At 44.0% G+C, this 20,213-nt stretch carries 15 protein-coding genes; all 15 read right to left on the reverse strand.

Annotated elements, in window-relative coordinates; genetic code table 11:
* Positions 1-10 precede the first annotated feature (10 nt).
* On the reverse strand, positions 11-1,048 hold the full coding sequence (gene citC / locus KHM83_RS00165; RefSeq protein WP_213234870.1) for a [citrate (pro-3S)-lyase] ligase: 1,038 nt from the start codon (positions 1,046-1,048) through the stop codon (positions 11-13).
* 208 nt (positions 1,049-1,256) lie between these two features.
* On the reverse strand, positions 1,257-2,120 hold the full coding sequence (locus tag KHM83_RS00170) for a triphosphoribosyl-dephospho-CoA synthase (RefSeq protein ID WP_213234871.1): 864 nt from the start codon (positions 2,118-2,120) through the stop codon (positions 1,257-1,259).
* Positions 2,121-2,361: 241 nt separating this feature from the next.
* Positions 2,362-5,295 (reverse strand): ATP-binding protein, encoded by a 2,934-nt coding sequence (locus tag KHM83_RS00175; RefSeq protein ID WP_213234872.1) that lies wholly within the window; start codon positions 5,293-5,295, stop codon positions 2,362-2,364.
* A gap of 1 nt (position 5,296) precedes the next feature.
* Complete coding sequence (locus KHM83_RS00180; RefSeq protein ID WP_213234873.1) at positions 5,297-6,415, reverse strand: ABC transporter substrate-binding protein; 1,119 nt, start codon at positions 6,413-6,415, stop codon at positions 5,297-5,299.
* Complete coding sequence (locus KHM83_RS00185) at positions 6,412-7,863, reverse strand: GGDEF/HDGYP domain-containing response regulator (RefSeq protein ID WP_213234874.1); 1,452 nt, start codon at positions 7,861-7,863, stop codon at positions 6,412-6,414. Before KHM83_RS00185 ends, KHM83_RS00180 begins: the two co-directional genes overlap by 4 nt.
* Complete coding sequence (locus tag KHM83_RS00190; RefSeq protein WP_213235082.1) at positions 7,860-8,270, reverse strand: response regulator transcription factor; 411 nt, start codon at positions 8,268-8,270, stop codon at positions 7,860-7,862. Before KHM83_RS00190 ends, KHM83_RS00185 begins: the two co-directional genes overlap by 4 nt.
* A complete protein-coding gene (locus KHM83_RS00195; protein WP_213234875.1) occupies positions 8,263-10,857 on the reverse strand; it encodes an ATP-binding protein in 2,595 nt (864 codons plus the stop codon). Before KHM83_RS00195 ends, KHM83_RS00190 begins: the two co-directional genes overlap by 8 nt.
* 385 nt (positions 10,858-11,242) lie before the next feature.
* Positions 11,243-11,848, reverse strand: a complete 606-nt coding sequence (locus KHM83_RS00200) for a hypothetical protein (protein WP_213234876.1) — start codon at positions 11,846-11,848, stop codon at positions 11,243-11,245.
* A complete protein-coding gene (locus KHM83_RS00205) occupies positions 11,811-12,113 on the reverse strand; it encodes a hypothetical protein (protein ID WP_213234877.1) in 303 nt (100 codons plus the stop codon). Before KHM83_RS00205 ends, KHM83_RS00200 begins: the two co-directional genes overlap by 38 nt.
* 293 nt (positions 12,114-12,406) lie before the next feature.
* On the reverse strand, positions 12,407-13,774 hold the full coding sequence (locus tag KHM83_RS00210; RefSeq protein ID WP_213234878.1) for a tripartite tricarboxylate transporter permease: 1,368 nt from the start codon (positions 13,772-13,774) through the stop codon (positions 12,407-12,409).
* 11 nt (positions 13,775-13,785) lie between these two features.
* Complete coding sequence (locus KHM83_RS00215) at positions 13,786-14,199, reverse strand: hypothetical protein (protein WP_213234879.1); 414 nt, start codon at positions 14,197-14,199, stop codon at positions 13,786-13,788.
* Between the two features lie 12 nt (positions 14,200-14,211).
* Entirely contained in the window at positions 14,212-15,483 is a 1,272-nt protein-coding gene (locus KHM83_RS00220; RefSeq protein ID WP_213234880.1) for a hydroxymethylglutaryl-CoA reductase, degradative, read from the reverse strand.
* A 50-nt stretch (positions 15,484-15,533) separates the two neighbouring features.
* Entirely contained in the window at positions 15,534-16,457 is a 924-nt protein-coding gene (locus tag KHM83_RS00225) for a hydroxymethylglutaryl-CoA lyase (protein ID WP_213234881.1), read from the reverse strand.
* 241 nt (positions 16,458-16,698) lie between these two features.
* Entirely contained in the window at positions 16,699-18,273 is a 1,575-nt protein-coding gene (locus KHM83_RS00230) for a sigma-54 interaction domain-containing protein (RefSeq protein ID WP_213234882.1), read from the reverse strand.
* 199 nt (positions 18,274-18,472) lie between these two features.
* Positions 18,473-20,143, reverse strand: coding sequence for a dihydroxy-acid dehydratase (ilvD, locus tag KHM83_RS00235; protein ID WP_213234883.1), 1,671 nt, complete (start codon positions 20,141-20,143; stop codon positions 18,473-18,475).
* Positions 20,144-20,213 lie beyond the last annotated feature (70 nt).

Below are 20,213 nucleotides of genomic sequence, written 5' to 3' on the forward strand. Positions count from 1 at the left end.
CTTCAGCCTCCTAATGTCTTGATGTAGATCGCTTAATGCGCCCAATGGTCTGACGACCCTTCGGTGATTTTAAAAATATGAGTGTCGTCTCAGGTACCAATTCTCTGACGCCGTCCAAATCATTCTCTTTAAGAAGATTGCGAACGCGTGAAGCACTGATCCATGTATCATCTACCATGCGCCTTGGTATTTCGATGACTTCGATGCCGGCCTCCGGTAAAATCACCTTCATGGCTTCGTTGTATGCCGATGTCGTTTGACAGTACGGCTCTTCACCGATGAAGCGCCTATTGATTTTAAGCGCTGCGGCAAAATACTTCGAAAAAATTTTAAGATCCAAAACCGCTTGAACGCGTGTTGCATCCGATGCATGCTTTAAAAAGTAATTGGGGAATGTCGCATCGGAAATAATATACTGACCGCCGTGGATGACCATGACATTTTTTATATGCACAGTACCATCGACAATCATTTTATAGCGATCTTCGTGTTTAAAAGCAGAGTGCTCTGCTGTAACGACAAATATATATAAAAAATCACATTGCGCTGCTGCGGTTTCAATCAAGTATTGATGCCCCAGCGTAAAAGGGTTGGCGTTCATGACGATGGCACCAATGGCATCACCAATCACCCGGAACGATTCCAGATAATGTGCAAAATTTCGAATGCCGTTTGGCTGGCGTTCCAGCAATACCACATCCGGTTCGACCCTTTCGATTTCAAAAAAACCCAAGTGTTTAAACGTATCGGCATAAAGGCATTTCGTATAGATAAACTGATTTTGGAACCCTGCATCGTACAGTACGAGGATAATTTCATTCAGCATTTCCGCCAATGCATTGCTGCCTTGATGTGTTTTTTTAACGGCAATACTCCGAATGGTATTTTCGCAGGTAGATGCCGTACCAATTAGCTGATCATCTGAAAAATAGCCAAATGTCTTTTGGACGGCATCATCCATGCGGATGCCGTTTTCCAACAGCAGGCCCATCACTTCCTCATATGCTTTTGTGCCTGGTTTTACAGTTTCCAAATATGTTGCTTCCATATTATTCCTTTTCATTCCTTTTTAAGCAACAAAAAAAGCCAGTATACAAAATCTTAGATTTTATATACTGACCTTCATAGCTCTTCACTAATCCTTGTCCGTAACATTCACTTTTTTAAAATATGCCCGCAAATGTCGCTTTTAGGTCAACCTTTGCTTGGCTACATGTCAATTTTAAATCATCATTTTCAAAAATGCAACAAAAATTTCAAATTTCTTTTACAAAATGGAGATAGACACTTACCGCAAGAAGATCAGCACAACCACCATGACTGACATAAGAATCAATACACCACTGGTCGTAAGCGGTAATTGCCGCCATCCCCTCTATGGTAAAAACACTGCCCATTTCCAGCACTTCGTTGGCACGGCACTGACTTGCCTTTAGCATCTCGACATTATGACGGCCAATGACATTCGAATCCATCACAGATGCCATCAAGCCGATAAGCGCATGCAGCATCGCACGGTTAATATCACAGCCTCGTTCAAGTGCCGTTTCCAGCATCGGTATGCCGACTTCTGTCGCTGAGGCATACTGATGATAGGCTTCACCTCGCGCACCGAGTAATCCCATTTGTTCATACTGAATCTGGCCGTAGCTCAATTTCAACGCTTCCTTCTGATGTGCAAAATCCTTCTCAAGTGTTGGCGCCACATAATCGCTGACGCGCTTTAAAATCTTCGGAATCTCACAGCAGCCGTGTAGATACAGACATTCAAGCGAAGCAGACGTCAAAAGTCCCAGTGCGTAGATTGCCCCTTTGTGCGTATTGACGCCGCCCGTTGCCTGTTTCATTTTAGCTTCTGCATCAATCCCCAACGGCACTAGTTTTTGAAACACGGCTTCCGCAGGCGGCAATGTCCGCCATTGGCGGTACAGAGCAGCAATTGCCTCTTTTATTTTGTAGAAATACGTGTGAAGTGCCACACTGCTGTCAATAAAACTAAAAAAGTCCATATCGTTGTGTGCACCATTATTTAATCGATCTACCAAACCCGGCTTCGGCGTCGCGGAAACCTCATACAGCAATGCGCGTATTGCCGATTCCATTATTTTTTCTTCTGACATTGCCCAACCTCTCGTCTCTGTATGGGCATCTTAACACCTTGACAGCCTATTGGTCAAGGTAAATTTCCATTCATCGGCGCTTCCTGGGATTTATCTTTGTATTTCGCTTATCGTTTGCGTCTCAGCGACATCTATTTGAATGCATCATGCACGTTAAACCATCGACAGCGCTATCATACTAGGCACTCCAAAAACAATATTTCTAATTTACAGAGCCTTTGAGCGCTTTTTCGTTTTGTTATCACAGCATAGAATGGTACTGATCTGAAAAAGCCCTTCGATAAGAATCCAGCTGCTTTTCAATATTGTCAATCAGTGCAAATGTTTCCTTATGATTTCCCATTTTGTATAATGTTTCTGCCCGCTGGGCGAGGTTCATAATCGCTTCTGCTCTGACATTACCGGATGATCCCTTGAGTTTGTGAAGCAATTTCCCTGTATCACCATCGGCTCTTAGGGCCGTCATTATTTCAGCAGACTGTTCTAAATAGGTCTTTATTACCTCTATGCATGTCATTTCATCAAGCCCCGAGGCTATTCTCAGCGCTGACATAACGACGTCGAGCGCTAGACCATCGGCCGCATCTGTCGCATTGAGATGCGTTTCAGACGTTATATGCTGAACCTCGATATCAGACACTGACTGTTCATTTGTTCCGACCTGTTCGCGATAATGGGAAAGGCGATCGATCAGCAATTCGAAATTAATCGGTTTACTAATGTAATCATCCATTCCTGCATTAATGCATTTTTCCCGATCGCCCTGCATCGCATATGCCGTCATGGCAATAATAATCATCGATTTGCCGGCGCGGTTTAAAATGCCTTCTTTGCGAAATCGCCTGCTCGCCTCAAGACCGTCGACATAAGGCATATTGACATCCATCAATACAATATCAAAAGCTTCTGACAATGCCTTTGTCACCGCCTGTTCACCATCTGATACACGATGTACTTCAATACCATAGCGTTTTAAAAAGGTTTGCATCATAAAGGCACTGGTTGGATCATCTTCTGCCAGCAGCAGCTTCCAACCTTCAAAGGTGATTTGCTGTGCTTCCAGTTCTTGATTACCGTCAGCTGTTAATGCACTGTACTTTTCAAAGGTCATCTCTATATAGAATGTACTTCCGACGCCCTTTGTGCTGTTGAAACTAATACTCCCACCCATGAGTTCCACCAACATCTTAGAAATCGCCAGTCCAAGTCCCGTTCCCTGCACGCGTGATTCCCACTTGTTGTTAAATCGTGAGAAGCGCTGAAAGAGCCTGTCTTTATTGGCATCGTCAATGCCAATGCCCGTGTCTTTTACCGCAATTTGTATTTTTGCTGTCTTGGCGCTTTCGTTCAGCAATTTGACTTGAATGACTACAGCGCCGTCTTCTGTAAACTTAATCGCGTTGCCTACGAGATTTGAAAGCACTTGCCGCAGGCGATTTCCGTCACCGAGGAGCATCATTGGGATACCGTCATCGCCAAAGATGTCCAGTGTAATCCCCTTTTGCTTTGCAGATGTTAAAAAGAGGTGATAAATGTCTTCTAGTGTCTGATGAAAATCAAAAGGCTCATGCTGGATCTGTACTTTGCCTGCCTCCATTTTCGAAAAGTCCAAAATATCATTAAGGATTGTCATCAATGTCCTTGATGAAGCACGAATGGTTTTTAAATAGCTCAGTTGCTCTTCCGATAAATCTGTGGAAGAAAAAATATCAATCATGCCGATAATGCCATTCATAGGCGTTCGAATTTCATGGCTCATATTAGCCAAGAATTGGCTTTTAGCTTCGTTAGCAGATTCCGCACTGTTGACGGCACGTTGCAGGGCAGCCTCCTTCTCTTCTAATAGCGAAACCGTTTCCTTGTGCTCTGCGATTTCGCGTTCGAGTGAATTGTTAAGTGCTTCTAAGCGTTCCTTTGATTCTGAAAGTGCTTTGGTTCGCGCTTTAACTTTTGCTTCCAGTGTACGATTCATCTGTACCATCTGCACTTCAATCTTTTGGCGTTCAGCCATTTCTGTTTCCAGCTGCACATTGGTTGCCGCCAAAATGCTATTGGTCGACTCGAGCGTCGTATTTGCCTCTTGCAGCTGTTCTGTTCGCTCAATCACCATTTTTTCCAAATTGTCATTCATCTGCTGGATTTGCTTTTCGCGTTTTGATATGCGCCCCGCCATCGTTTCCATATAGTGCTGCAATTCGTTGAACTCTTGAAATTGACTGTCTGCTGGCGAATAGTCATAATGCCCTTCTGCATAGGCAAGTGCCCTGTCGTGAAGATTCTTAAAGTCGCGCATCGTGCGCCTTGCGTTCATAAAAAACAGCAGCAAACTGAGCACGATCATAATAAACAAAATTGCAGCAATTCCTATTTTCAGAATCGCCAGCGGCTTCTCTGCATCGCGTCTATCTATCTGTATGATGAGAAAGAGATCGTGAATAGGTGTCATCGCGTAGAGTGTATCCGATACGCCGTTTACCGCAGTAAACGCTTCTCCCTGTTCCATGGATGCTTTAATCGCATCAAAATTAGGAAAACGCAGTCGCTGTGATACATTGACCATTTGATCGTCAATAAGATAATTGCCATGTAAATCAACTAGCGACATGCCTTTAAGGGCTTCATAGCCCTCATAGGCAATAATGTCCGTCATTTTATCCAGCCTTAAATCGACCACGACAAAATAGCCCTCCAAATTTGTGGAAAGCGTAATCGTAGGCTGGTATGTGATTTGAGAAATATAAACATTTGACCACACATAGTCAAAGGTCTTATTTTGTATACCAAAAAAACTTTCATTTTTGACATTGGTATTTAAAACCATTTCATTTTCCGGCACAACGATACAAACATTACCTTCACCATCGACAATGCGGATTTGACCAACAAATGGATAGACGGCTTCGACGCTTTTTAAGTAATTGACTGCCTCTTCAGATGTCACACTGCTGCCGCTGAGTTCGAGGTGCGCTTTTAGTTCTCGAACCAAATAAACCGGCTTTTCCACCGCCTGATGAATACGTTCAGTGACAAGATTCACCAGCAGCACATTGTGTTCCTGAATGTCTTGATAAATCATCTTTTCGGAAACTTTATACAAGGCACTGGCAAAAATCATGAACATAACGATGAAAATGACGACACTTTTAAGCATCAGCTCACGCTTGAGACTTCTCATCTTAATCTACCTTTCTCATTTCGCCACCGATATTCTGAAAGAGCATATACGCACGTGTGTTATCACCATAGGCATCAATTTGGTAAATGCCTTGCAGCCCCTCATAACTGCCAATTTCAATCAGCGCCGCCTTCACTGCATCAGGTTCCGCAGACTTTGCCTTTTCAACAGCTTGTGCAAGTGCCTTCACCGTCTCATAAGAGTAAACAGATGCGAATGTCGGCGCTTCACCGAAGCGCTCCGTAAAGGTTGCAGAAAAAGCATTAAATGCAGGATTGCCGTTTTCGGGATCAATGCCGCCAATGACGACAATCCCTTCAACTGCTTTGCCGCCTTTTCGCATTAGTTCAGGGGTATTGGCCCACAACGGCCCAAAGAGTTTTGCGTCAATAGCTTCTTGGTGCAATCGCTGTGCAATGAATGCCAAGTCCTCTGCAGAAGCGATGATAAAGATGCCGTCGGGCTGTAAAGTCTTAACTTCTTTAATGACCGTATCTAAAGCAATATCCTGCTGTGGATTAAACCTTAGCGCCGACACATCGATCCCCATTTGAATCTTAATCTTTTCTTCAAAATTTTGTATAAGCGCATCAGCAAAACCATCGTTGCGAGAATCTGATAGTATTACCACTCGCTGTAATGAAACCTCCGTAATGTAATTTGCAAGAATCACTGCCTGTTCCTGCGTAGATGCAATAAACCGTATAAAGTGATCATCTTTTCCCGACAGCTCATCCGCACTGATCGTCGGCCCTAGCAATAACATGTCAAGGGCATTGACTTTTTCAATGTTCGGGGTAATCATACCGCTGGTATAGGGGCCTATCACCAATTTGACACCTTCGTCAGCACAGATATTAAGACCCGCCATCGCAATCTGCTTATCATTCTCGTCATCAATGCGTTTCAATTGTACTTCTCTCCCAAGCAATCCGCCGGACTGATTGATTTCATCTACTGCAATTTCAGCGCCGCGCCTCCCCGATATCGATAAGTCAGAGTTCGGTCCCGTCATCGTTCCCATCAACCCAATGGTTAATGGTTCTTTCTGACAGCCGCTGAAAAGAAGTATCACCATGAGTATTGCCAGTATTCCCTTCAATCGCCAACTTCGAATCATACACGACCTGCCTTTCCACACACATGACACTCGCTTGCGATCACTTTCTCAACAAAAATGGCTGTCAGCGCTTCATCAAATTGTGTGCCGCTGTGTTTGATCAGTTCCTCTGCGGCCTCTTCTGCACTTAGTGTTTTCCGATAAGGCCGTTCACATGTCATCGCGTCATAACTGTCGATAATGGAAAGCAGCTTTGAGTAAAGCGGTATATCATCACCGCGCAGACCGTTGGGATAACCTTTGCCATCTAACCGCTCGTGATGACAGAGAATGATATGGGCATATTCTCTCATTTCAGGTGCACCCGATAATATTCTATGCCCTATTTCCGGATGGCGTTTGATTTCAAGCCATTCCTCATATACCAATTTACCGGGTTTGTTTAATATGTTTTCATCAATGGCAATTTTGCCAATGTCATGTAAGAGTCCGATAACTTTGAGGTCGTGAAGCTCTTTATCACTGAGCTCCAGCGCTTCCCCCATCCGGTAGCAAAGCTCGCTGACACGTCTGCTATGTGCTTCTTCTCGCGGATTTTTTTCGTGTAATGTATGTAAAATTGCAATAATCATGGAGCTTCTCGCACTTTCACTCTCCAATATTTTATCTCGAATCATTGCATCTTCTGCATTCGTCAGCAGTTTAAATAGGTCACTTTCGCGATCGGTATTCGAATCCCAACCAAAGGCGAGACTCATACTAAGCTCTGCTGTTTGCATTTTGGCAAATTGCTTTCTTATTTTTGATGCATACTGTTCAGCACATTTTTTATCAGCATCCGGAAGCAAGATGGCAAATTCATCACCACCCCATCTCGCACAAATCGATTCTTTCGGCATCACATCCTTGATAATCTGCGAAACCTGAATCATGTACTGGTCGCCATAGTCACTGCCAAAGGCATCATTGACAAGTTTGAGGCCGTTAATATCCGCCATGAGCATGGCATAAGACCGATTGCCTTTGGTATTTTCCGAGGCAATATGCATTTTAAAGTAATGACGGTTATAGAGCCCTGTTAAAGCATCAATTTGACTAAGCTCAATAATGTGTTTTGTGCGCTTGCTGAGTTCGATGGCATTTTTAACTTTCAGCGGTAGTGCAATTTTCATGACTTCTTCTGAAAGCGGTTTTGTAAAATAATCGTATGCACCCAATGTGAGCACTGAAGACAGCGTTTCTGAATCCATTACGGCACTACAGACAATAACGGGAATATCCATAATCTGTGCATCCGACTTAATCGTTTCTAAGATATCAATGCCATCACGATAGGGCATCCTAAGATCCAGAATACAGAGCGCGATATCCTCCAACCGCAGCATCTGCTCGACATTCATACCATCATCTGATTCATAAATAATTGCTTCCGATACATTTTTCTTAATGATATTGGCAATAATACTTCTGTCTACACGTGAATCGTCTACAATTAAAATATTGCTCACGTCTTACCACCTTTCATGCTTTTGATGCCGAGGCTCCCAAGTACTTCAACAAATTTTTCAGTATCAATCGGTTTTGAAGCATAGGCATCACAACCGTTATCAAATGCCGTTCTCACCATTTCCGTTTCACCTAATGCCGTGGTCATAATAATACGTGACCGTCCACCCTCTAAGGTCTCTGATTCCAATTTGCGTATCGTTTGAAGCACTTGAATACCATCTAATTTCGGCATCATAATATCCAGACAAATCAAATCATATGGATCCCCTTCCTGAATGCCGAGCAAAAATGCATCAACAGCTTCGTAGCCATCAATCACCAAATCGCATGAACCGAATTGACTCATAAACTGGTTTAAAAATTTACGGCTGACAGCGTCATCCTCAGCAATCAAAATCTTACTCATCATCGTCCACCTCCGGCACACTTGCCTTAAACTCATCAAACATGGTACGCAATGTCTGCATTTTTTCATATGCCATATCATACTGCGCTTTTCTTAAATCCAGCGCAATTTTAAATGTCATCGTCTTCATCGACTCGGCATTTAATGCTTCCAACCCCTTTTTCATATCGTTGACGATCACTTCAATTAAGTCAAATTGCTGTTGTTCATAAAGGCGAAAAACTTGATTCACCTGATGGCTGACGACATCAATACGGTGCTTGGTTGCAGTACGCCGCTGGTCACGATAGCTGCCGCCGGATTCGATACGCCTGCGGCCAAGCTTATGTGCCATATGAAGATGCTTATCCAGCGTTTCTTTTAAGATATTTAGACTCACCGGTTTCGATAGGTAGTCGTCCATGCCGCTCTTCCGAAAGAGCGCTTCGTCATCTTGCAACGCATAAGCCGTCAGCGCTATAATCGTCGTATCGGCATTCTGAGTCGTGCCGCTTCGAATGCGCTTGGTCGTTTGAACACCATCCAGTACAGGCATCTGAATATCCATTAAAATCGCATCATAGGATTTTTTTTCACAAAAGCTTAGTGCCTCGCTGCCGTCCCCTGCAACGTCTGCTCTTAACCCAATATTCTCGAGCATTTTAGTGATGACAATTTGATTAACCTTATCGTCCTCGACAATGAGAAGCCGTTTATCTTCTTCAAAGGCCGTCGTCGATTGCATCTTTTTCACTTCATCATGTGTATCGGCAAATATTAATGGAATGGTAAAGAAAAATGTCGTCCCCTCGCCCACTTCACTGATAAAATCAATTTGACCGTTCATAAACATAACGAGTTGTTTTGAAATGACGAGACCAAGTCCCGTACCGCCATACTCGCGCGTGAAAGTACTGTCGATTTGTGAAAAACGCTGAAACAGTTTATCTCGTTTATCTTCTGAAATGCCAATGCCCGTATCAACAACACTGACACTCAATTTTGCCAGATCCGATTTTTCAGTCTCTTTTACTGTAATCTCTAAGGTGACGCTGCCTTCTTGTGTAAATTTTATCGCATTGCTCATAAGGTTATTGATGATTTGTTTGATTCGGTTCACATCCCCCCGCAGCATTGGTTTCGGTACTTCTTCAAGTACTAGATCAAGCTCGATCCCCTTGGTCATTGCATGCGGTTGATGCGCCCGTATCAATTCCTTAGCCATTTCGCGCACATCAAACTTTGAAGGTGTAATCGTCAGTTTTCCAGCTTCCATTTTAGAAAAATCCAAAACGTCGTTGATAATCCCTAAAAGATTATTGGCACATTCCTTTGCTGTCTTGAGATTATCGACATTCGTTGAACTGAGTTCGTCCATCAGCGTTAAATCAATCATTCCCAGAATGCCGTTTAACGGCGTTCTAATTTCATGACTCATATTTGCCAAAAACTCTGATTTTGCCCTGTTTGCCGATTCTGAGCGATCTTTTTCATATTTCAAAGCCTCTTCAAGGCGACGATGTTCTTCAATATCTGCCATCATCCCAATAATCCCCATAAACTGGTTGCCTTTATCAAAGACGGGTTTTAAGGTACAATGCATCGTCCTGTATTCCCCAAAGGGATTCTTCATTTTCAGTTCAACTGCTTCGACGGTGTGCGCATTCATGCCCTTTTCAAGATGCTCGTGAAACAGCGCGTAGGCTTCGGTCGCCATGTATTGTTTAATAACGCTGTCAAAAGTATAGCGCCTAATGGGAATGTACTGCATAAATGTTTGATTTAAAAAATCACAAGTCCCATTGGGAAGAATCTGAAAAATCAGCAGCGGCAGTTCGTCGAGCAGTTTCAGACTGTGTCTGCGCGCACTGTGAATCCGCCTGTCGGCGAGCACCTGGTCTGTGATATTTTCAACACTAATGAGATAGTATACGGCATTTTTTATTGTAATGGGAAACATATTAATACTGAGCCATACTTCTTCTGAATGAGGCTGAAGTATCATACTGATGACCATGTTTTCTACGGTCTCACGAGCTTTTACTTTATGTTGGATCGCCTTTCGAAATGTGCAAAACTTGCATTGATTCGAGTGACCGCATTGATCTTCCATGGTGTTAATGCACCTTATGGTATCACCAAAACCCGTGCCGACAGCACTGTCCGATACATGGAATTGCCGCTTGAAAGCATTGTTGATCGCTACGACGAGAAGCGAATCATCCAGCAAAAGCTGTGGAATATGTATGGATGCAAAGATGTTCTTCAATGCCCACTCACTTATCCCTTCAAGCATTTCGAGCTTCAAAAGAATGAGCGTGTTTTCCCCATTTAGGCGCGTGTACGTCAACGTCGCCGGTTTCATTTCCAGCGTTAAAACAGCATCTCGAATCTCAGTCAATCCCGATTCGATCATCCGCCTAAAATTTAATTGATAAGTATCATAAGGTGCTCTATTTGGATATAAGAGTTTCAATTGATTCCAAATCAAGTCACCTGCAGCAGCTTCGTTGAGCACTGCTGAATTATCATAGGCCACGATGTGGCCGTCCGATGCCACAATGATATTCATGACACCTTCTTTTTCAAGTTCCACATTTGTTTGCATCGTGGTTAAATTCCTTTCTACCGCTTTATCCAGCTGTTCTCTTTCTATTGGTGTCCCAACTTCCTACCACCTTCCATTCGATTAAGGCAAATCCCCTTTGGGTACTATTTTCTTATAGTGATTAACGGTATTATACCCAATACCGCTGCGTCTTCAACACGATAATTCGCATCAGTGGCTTCTGTTTTTTATTGATCTGAACCGGCCCCGCACACCGTGGCTCATTTGCAATCGCCTTTTATTACCATTGAAAAAAGCCAGCACTTTTCGTGCTGACTTTTCTTTAGCCGTTGGTTTGTCAAATTTTCTTATGGTGCGATCCGCTCACGCAATCGCCTCACTTCATTTAATTTTTGTAGCCGTTATTCAGGCTACACTACGCTGATTATAGAGATTTTGAACGCATACGCATGCCTTTGTAAATGTAAAGGCATAGAACGACGCCAACGATTCCGGCCACCCAAATAAGATATGATTCTCCCTGTGCGGCGTAACCGCCCATTGATTTCTCATTTGAATGATTAATCGCAATGATCTGCATCGCTTCCAGTACATCGTCCGCAGCATATGGCGTATACAAGGCATACTGGGAAAGATTTTCTGCCGCATTATAAAATGGGATGATGTAGTCTTTATTCTCCATTGCAACATAGAGGCCTTTAAACTGATAACCTAAAAAATCAACCATTTTAATGGTGTCTGCTTTTTCGAGCGAGGCCGCTTTTAAGGTCTCTTTAATCAGCTGGTCATCATAGCAGTTTTCGAGAAAGTCATCTGTAAATCCAATGGCACCGTGCTCCAGAATGTCATCCCCGCTTATAATAAACCGCAGGGATGCTTTGGAGCCATCCTCCATCGTTAAAAGGGTATAATAACTGATGCGGGTCTCATCCATAATACGCCGAACACTTCCCGCTTCATCAAGATCGTATGCCTTTAAGGGATTGACAAGGTTATAAATGACAATATAGGTGTCTTTTTTTGTTTGCATAGAATTTTGAAGCCTTGATATTTTTATCGCCAGCGAGGATCGTCGCGTTATCATTACTGGATTCAGTTTCAATAAACTGATTCAGCCTATTCATCACTGCTGCATCTTTTAACTTCAATGACAACGCTTCAGCGGATGGTTCCAAGGATTCTTCCATCGATGCTTCTGTGGATGCCTCTGTCAAAGCTTCAGCAGGCTGAACTGGCAGAAATAAGGCACTTAAGATGATAACGATGAGCATTATGTATGTTTTCTTCATTTTCATACTGACCAGCTTTCTCTTTCAATCCCTTCAAGTTCTCTCATAGTCCGTTCATATCTTTTTCGATTTCACATCTATGAAAAGTCGTATTTTGCATCTTGTACATTAAAATCTTGAAAATTAGAACACTCGCGGTCTTTCCACTAATCATCTTCATTATAAGCATTTTGCAGCCATTGTAAATCCTTCAAAAGTCTCGCATCAATACTTAAAACCCAGCACTTTCGATACATTTAATATCTGAAAGCACTGGGTTTCAATATTGTCATACCATTATATTGTCACGTCAAAGCAGATTAATTAAACAGCGTCGCCAGAAAAATAACCTTTGTCACGATCCAGCTCGATGCGTAGAAACCCATAAACTGAACGCCTGTGTGAACGCCAAACAGGTTATGCAAGATCCCGCCGAATACGCCGATACAGAGGGCAATAGCAATCCCTAAAATACCCGCTTCATAATAAGCCAACATGAAGATTAATCCTAGGAAGGCGCCAATCAGCGCTTCATGACTTACGGATTTAAACATTTTACCTGTCCATGAACGCGCATAGCGAATCGCCAGTGGGTACGCAAACAGCGAACCACCCAAGACACCAATTAAGCCGTATAAAATGTACTCCCAGCTCGCCATAAACGTATGGAGATTATTAATAGGATCAATAGTAAAGACAGGCGGTGCATTAAAGAGCGGCGCCGCAGGCCCCAGTGCCACCGGACTCAATGGAATACCAAACGCCAATAATGGAATAATCAGCTCACCCATATAAGTTGCGTTGCTGACGGCATCCTGTACGCCAAGCGTTGTCGTGATTCGATCGTACATCTCCTTATTTCTGCTGCTGATGAGCTCCCCAAGCATAACTGTCATGCCAACCGGTGAAAAGGTAAAAGTACAGGCTGATATGGCAGATGCTGCCACCGCATAGCGTCCCTGTTTCTTCGTAAGTACTTTCAGTGGATTCGGAAAGAAGCTCTTGCCTACCTTAACATCCGGTGCCAGCCAAATTTCATTGGGTTTGTCACGCATTTGTTTAGCTTTAACATGCGGAATAAAAATATTGAAAATTTCAGAAATCATCGGTCCAATGGTAATCCCCATGAAAATTGAGATAAAGAGTGTTTTACCAACGCCTTGGAGTGCGATTTGCTGGAAGCCCTGTATCAGGAAAGCAAATGGAAACAATGCAATGACCGCACCGAGTTTCGCTCTCGACATATAGGCAATGACAATAGCACCAAGTGTAAAGATCAAGCCGATATAAGGTTTAATATATTCTCCCAGCGGTGCCAGCAGCATTGCAAACCCCACTGAAATTGGAATGGCAACAACTGAACCAACAATCGAACCGGCTGCCATTTTACGCATGGCGATATGCGGAATACCCAGTTTTTTTGCAATGGCGCAATTGTACACCATCGGCACAGCCATGGTACTTCCCGGCAGGGCTGCCATCGCCGTCGGAATAGTATGTGTAATCTGCATGGCGACAATAATGCCGATAAACCATGCAAATAAAACAACGGGTGGAAAACCAAGCAAAACCAGTATTAGGGTTACAGGTGCCATCGTCGCCGTTTCATCTGTTCCCGGTATAATCCCGATAATTGAATAAATAATGCCGCCGATTACTGCTGCCACAAACGCCTGAATAATCAACATACCTTCTCCCCCTATCCTTTATTTCTGAGATCGAGCATCGCTTTAAGCTGTAACGCTTCAAGCTCTGCCACAATTTCAGGATCGACATCTTTAATTGCTTCGATCTCTTCCGCCATGGACATCCCTGCAAACTTGACAATTTCTTCAATGCTGTCATTTTCAAATTGTTCATCAACAATTCGTTTCGGTTTAAAGAGTTTCGCCGAAATCACCGCAGACACAACACAGCCCAATATTCCAACCATGAGTGAATACCCTTTTTGCAGACCGACATCGAGACCCTCAATGCTGCCAAAATAACTTCTCCCCAAGATATATCCTGCCATTGTCAATACGATTCCAAGAACCGATGCTATAAACAGTTCCTTGAGGACGACCGTATCGCCCCACACTTCAGCTAAACGCTTATCTGAATGCTGATCCATTTCCATACCCCCTTAACGCTTTTGATTGGTTAATGTTTCAATAATCTCCTTTGCCCGATCCATTCTGACTTTGCCTTCAGCAATCATTTGTTTGACAACAGCATCCACAAGTTCCGGCGGCGCACCTGCCATCACGGCGATATTACGTGAATGCAGAGACATATGACCGCGTTGAATGCCTTCCGTTGCCAGTGCTCGGAGCGCCGCAAGGTTTTGCGACAAACCTGCTGCCGCAATAATTTCACCGAGTTCAACCGCTGATTGAACACCGAGCATTTTGACGGCGATCTTGGCTGTTGGGTGTACTTTGGTCGCGCCGCCAACAAGGCCTACCGCCATAGGGATTTCAATGGATCCCGCCAAGTCACCTTCGGCTGTTTTTTCCCAGTGCGTCAGCGACGTGTAAACCCCGTTTCGCGCCGCATAGGCATGTGCACCTGATTCTACAGCTCTTGTATCGTTTCCCGTTGCCAATACGACTGCACTAATGCCATTCATAATGCCCTTGTTATGAGTCGCCGCCCGATAAGGGTCTGCCGCTGCAAAAGCATATGCACTAACGATTCCGTCGACGACATGTTCACCACCAATTGCTTCTTTGTCAGCCACTGTTCTAACGCGAACCAATCGCTTATCGGCAAGATTGGACAGAATTCTCAGGTATACTTTGCCGCCGGTCAACGATTCGATCTTTGGTGCAAGTGCTTCAGCCATGGTATTTACTGTATTGGCGCCCATAGCGTCTTTTGTATCAACGATAATGTGAACAATCACCATCGGCCCAATTTGCGAATCGATAATGCGCACCTCTAGGTCTTTCATGCCACCGCCAAGGCTGATGAGAAATGGATCTTGCTCATTGGCAATGGCGATTAGCGCTTCACGTGCTTCAAAAATCTTAAGCCGGGTAGCATAAACGTCCTGCACGCCGACAATCTGTATCTGGGCAATCATGGTCGGCCCAGTATTGGATGTAAAAAAGCCGCCTTTTTTACGACAGATGCGCGCCATATTGCTGGCCGCCGCAATAACGGAAGGTTCTTCTGTCGCCATTGGTATAATATAGTCTTTGCCGTTGATTAAAAAGTTCATCCCGACGCCAAATGGAATGGACAGTGTGCTGATGGCATTTTCCACCATACGATCTGCCACATCGATTCCAAGTACAGACGGCGTTCTAAGGACTGCCACATCTTCTTCCGACAATCCTGAAAATTCAACCACCTCTTTTAGCCGTTCCTCTGGTGTTAATTTGTAAAACCCGCTAAACAAACTCGATTTCATGATAGCTCCCTTCTCCTGTTAGAATTGATGACCCTATGATCATGACGTGTTCATGACAATGATTTTCGAAATTTCCAAACCGGATCCGTCTTGCCCAGTGCCGCCGGCAGTTTTTTATGAAGCAATGTGCCAAGGTAATCATTCGCTTCTCTCAAGATGTCAAAATCTAATCCCGTATCAATCCCAAAGAGTTCAAACATATGCGCTAAATCTTCAGTTGCAATATTCCCGGTTGCACCCGGCGCAAACGGGCAACCACCTAATCCGCCAATGGAAGCATCAAAAACGGTAATCCCGCTCTCGTAAGCTGCATAGGCATTGGCTAGTCCAAGGCCGCGCGTATCGTGAAAATGCACCGCAAGGCGTGCCTTGCCGTCAATTTCCCGTTGAACACTTTCAATAACCTTTTTGACTTGTTCGGGATTAGCCATCCCCGTTGTATCACCAAGTGATATTTCCTGCACACCCATCTCCAAATAGGCGCGGCACACGTTTAGCACCGATTCAATGGGGACTTCACCTTGGTAGGGACAGCCAAATGTCGTAACGATATAACCTCTGAAAAAATCAATCTGCTCTTGAATAGACCGACTTACAACCCCTAACTGTGTAAGGGAATCTTCAATACTCATATTGACATTTGCACGGTTATGCGCTTCACTTGCCGACATAAAGACGGAAACAGCACGTGCACCACTTTCAATGGCACGTTTCGCGCCTGTCACATTTGGCACAAGACTCGACAAAACGACGCCTTGGTCTTCAAAACCCTTAAAATGCTTTAAAACGTCTTCGGCATCATAGAATTGCGGCACCATTTTGGGATTTACAAATGATGTGATCTCTATGTTTTTCAAGCCGGCTTTCAGGAGTTTGGCAATGAGCTCAATCTTTGCCGATGTCTCAAGCAGGTCGAGTTCATTTTGAAGACCGTCTCTTGGTCCTACCTCCCAGATTTCAATTTTTTTCCGCATTGCGCTCTCCTAAATGTATATTGTCATGCGTTTGCTGCCTTCGAAGTCAGTTGTTCGCTTACAGTTATACTTAAAAGCAAAAGCTGTGCCAATATCCTCATTAGTGGGAAAAACAGCTAAATCGCTGTCTTATCAATTCACCGTTATAGTCATAACGCCGATCGGCAACCCAAAAAGTGCCATAAAGGATACACTTTTATCCATTCATCATAGCATTGTGTATCTTTCATGGCACTTATGTTTACTTTTTGTCACTAATGGCTAATTCATTGAGTTTCCGATAAAAAGTTCTTCGACTTAGCCCCAATTGCTGCATAGCCGCCGTTTTATTGCCGTCACACGCATCAAGCGCTTTTTCAATGCATTTTTTCTCAAACAGACGCACACTTTCCTTTAAATCATCCGGATACAAAACAGCCGTTTCAAGCACAACAGCCTGTGTTTCAACGGTTCCCCGCAGATGTTTTGGCAAGTCATCCGGTGTCAACGCACCCTCTTGACACATGATCACGCCGTATTCAATACAATTTTGAAGTTCACGGATATTGCCGGGCCAATCGTGCGCTGAAAAGAACTGCATAAGTGCTTTGGACAACGTTAATGTCTTCTGATACCGTGCATTGTAAATCGATAAGAAATGACTGGCAAGCAATCCGATATCTTCTCTGCGTTCACGCAGTGACGGGATATTTATTTCAACCGTATTGAGGCGATAGTAAAGATCTTTTCGAAATTGTTTCTGGGCAATCATTTGCTCCAAAGGCTGATTAGTCGCGGCAATAACGCGGGTGTCTACCGGTATACTGCCTTGGCGCCCTATTTTTTCAATTTCCGATGTCTCAAGCACTCTGAGCAGTTTTGACTGCATCATCAGAGGCATATCCCCTATTTCGTCCAAGAAGAGTGTGCCGCCGCTGGCAAGTTCGAACTTGCCTTTTTTGCCGCCCTGCTTTGCACCGGTAAACGACCCTTCCTCATAGCCAAAGAGTTCACTTTCGATAAGGCTTTCGGGGATTGCCGCACAGTTGACGGTTATCAATTGACTGTCTTTTCGATCGCTGCTCTGATGAATAGTCTTTGCAATCAATTCTTTTCCGACACCGTTTTCACCTCTGATAAGGACATTGGCTTTTGTCTTTGCCACGACGACTGCCTGAGATATAACGTTGAGAAATGCAGGGCTCTTGCCAATCAGTCCCAATTTTTCGATTTGCTCGCTGGCATCCGCTTTTTGCTGCAAATGAGCAACCACTTCTTTCGTGCGCTCAACTTCTTCATTTAACAACATGATTTCCGTTGCATCGGTAAAAATGGAGACCACTGATTCCAAATGTCCATTTTCATAGATCGGAATAATTCGAACGGAGACGTAGCATTGCAGCGATTCAATATACTGTCTTGGCTTTACTGTTACTTGCGGATTTTTTAAAATCTCAAGAATCAATGCAGCCGGTTCAATTGCCTGCATTAATTTGCCAATAATCTTACGGATGGGAATTCCCAATATCTTGGAATACGCCTGATTGACAAAGCAAATTCGGCCATCGGCGTCAATGGCGATGACGGCATCCTCAATATTGTTCAGAATACTGTTTAAGAGCGTTCGCTTCGCTGCAGTATGCAGATATGCAATTAAACCGCCATCTATTTGTCCAATGAGTTCTCCTTGCTTATTGCGGACATAAATCATTTGATCCAGTGCAATATCGCGATTACCAATATCAAAAATATCATCGTCAAGATTAATACAATTTGTCTGGCTTGAAACCAATTTCTCTTGATTGCTTAGCTTGCTCATGATATCCTTCGCCTTCATCACAAACTCCCTTCAATATCTCTCTGTTTGAACCCATTATAACAGAATAATCATTTTTGCACAGATTGCATATAAAAAGAGGCTTTGCACAGAACATCTCCGGCAAAGCCTCTTTGAAAACACTTCAATTTACTATTTTATTTTTATTTGAGAGCATTGTCCCACTCATTTCACATGAATGCTTTTAAAATTTAATGGTCTATTTCTTTGGCAGTTCCAGTACGGCACCACGATTGCCGGAAGTAACGAGTGCTGCATAACGCGCGAGATAGCCCGTGGTGATTTTAGGTGTTCTCGGCTGCCATTTTGAGCGGCGCTCTGCCAATACGTCATCTGAAACCAAGATCTCTATGCTGTTGGCATTGATATCAATTTTGATTTGATCGCCTTCTTCAATCAGTGCAATGTTGCCGCCTACTGCCGCTTCCGGTGAAACGTGACCAATTGACGCACCTCTTGATGCACCGCTGAAACGGCCATCTGTAATCAGCGCTACTTCACTGCCAAGACCCATGCCGGCAATTGCTGAAGTCGGATTGAGCATTTCACGCATGCCCGGTCCACCCTTCGGACCTTCATAACGAATGATGACCACATCACCAGAGACGATTTTACCGCCTTTAATGGCCATAATCGCATCTTCTTCACAGTCAAAGACGCGCGCAGGGCCTTGATGCTGCATCATTTCAGGCACGACCGCCGAACGTTTAACTACACAAGAATCCGGTGCGAGGTTTCCTTTGAGTACGGCGATTCCACCTGTTTCACTGTAAGGCGATTCAACCGGACGGATAATGTCGTGGTTTTTATTGACGCAATTCACAATATTCTCGCCCACTGTCTTGCCGGTAACTGTCATAACCTTTTGATCAATGAGTCCTTTTTTATTTAATTCATTCATCACGGCATAGACGCCGCCTGCTTCATCGAGATCTTCCATATAAGCATGACCTGCAGGTGCCAAATGGCAGAGATTTGGTGTTTTTGCACTGATTTCATTGGCGATGTCGAGATTGAGATCAACCCCGGCTTCATGTGCAATTGCAGGCAGATGCAGCATACTGTTCGTACTGCAGCCAAGCGCCATGTCTACTGTCATTGCATTCATAAACGCTGCATCGGTCATGATATCTCTCGGACGAATGTTTTCTTTAAGCAGCGTCATGATCTGCATGCCCGCCATTTTAGCGAGTTGAATACGCTTTGAATACACAGCCGGAATAGTACCGTTACCTTTAAGTCCCATCCCCAGCGCTTCCGTCAAACAGTTCATACTGTTGGCGGTATACATCCCGGAGCATGAACCGCATGTCGGACAGACATTTTGTTCGTATTCCTGCAATTCGTCAAGGCTCATATTGCCAACGGCATAGGCGCCAACGGATTCGAACATCGTCGAAAGACTCGTTTTTTCACCTTTAACACGACCGGCGAGCATTGGTCCGCCGCTGACAAAGATCGTCGGAATATTGAGTCGCGCCGCTGCCATCAAAAGGCCCGGCACGTTTTTATCACAATTTGGAATCATGACAAGGGCATCAAATGCATGCGCAATGGCCATAGATTCTGTGGAATCTGCAATGAGCTCACGCGTTGCCAGCGAATATTTCATGCCTTGGTGTCCCATGGCAATACCGTCACAGACTGCAATTGCTGGAAACATCATTGGCGTACCGCCGGCCATCGCAACACCTAATTTGACGGCGTCTGCAATTTTATCGAGATTGATGTGACCGGGAACAACTTCATTATGTGAACTGACGATCCCGATCAATGGGCGCTTCATTTCCGCTTCCGTCATGCCAAGTGCATTGAAGAGGGAACGATGCGGTGCTTGCTGCACACCCTGTAAAACTGAAAAACTCTTCATACTAAATCCTTTCTGAAAGGCCTGGTGCCCTTCACGCTACATAGTAACCAACCTTAAAATCAATTGATAT

It is taken from the genome of Fusibacter paucivorans (genome assembly GCF_018390735.1).
Lineage (GTDB): Bacteria > Bacillota > Clostridia > Peptostreptococcales > Acidaminobacteraceae > Fusibacter > Fusibacter paucivorans.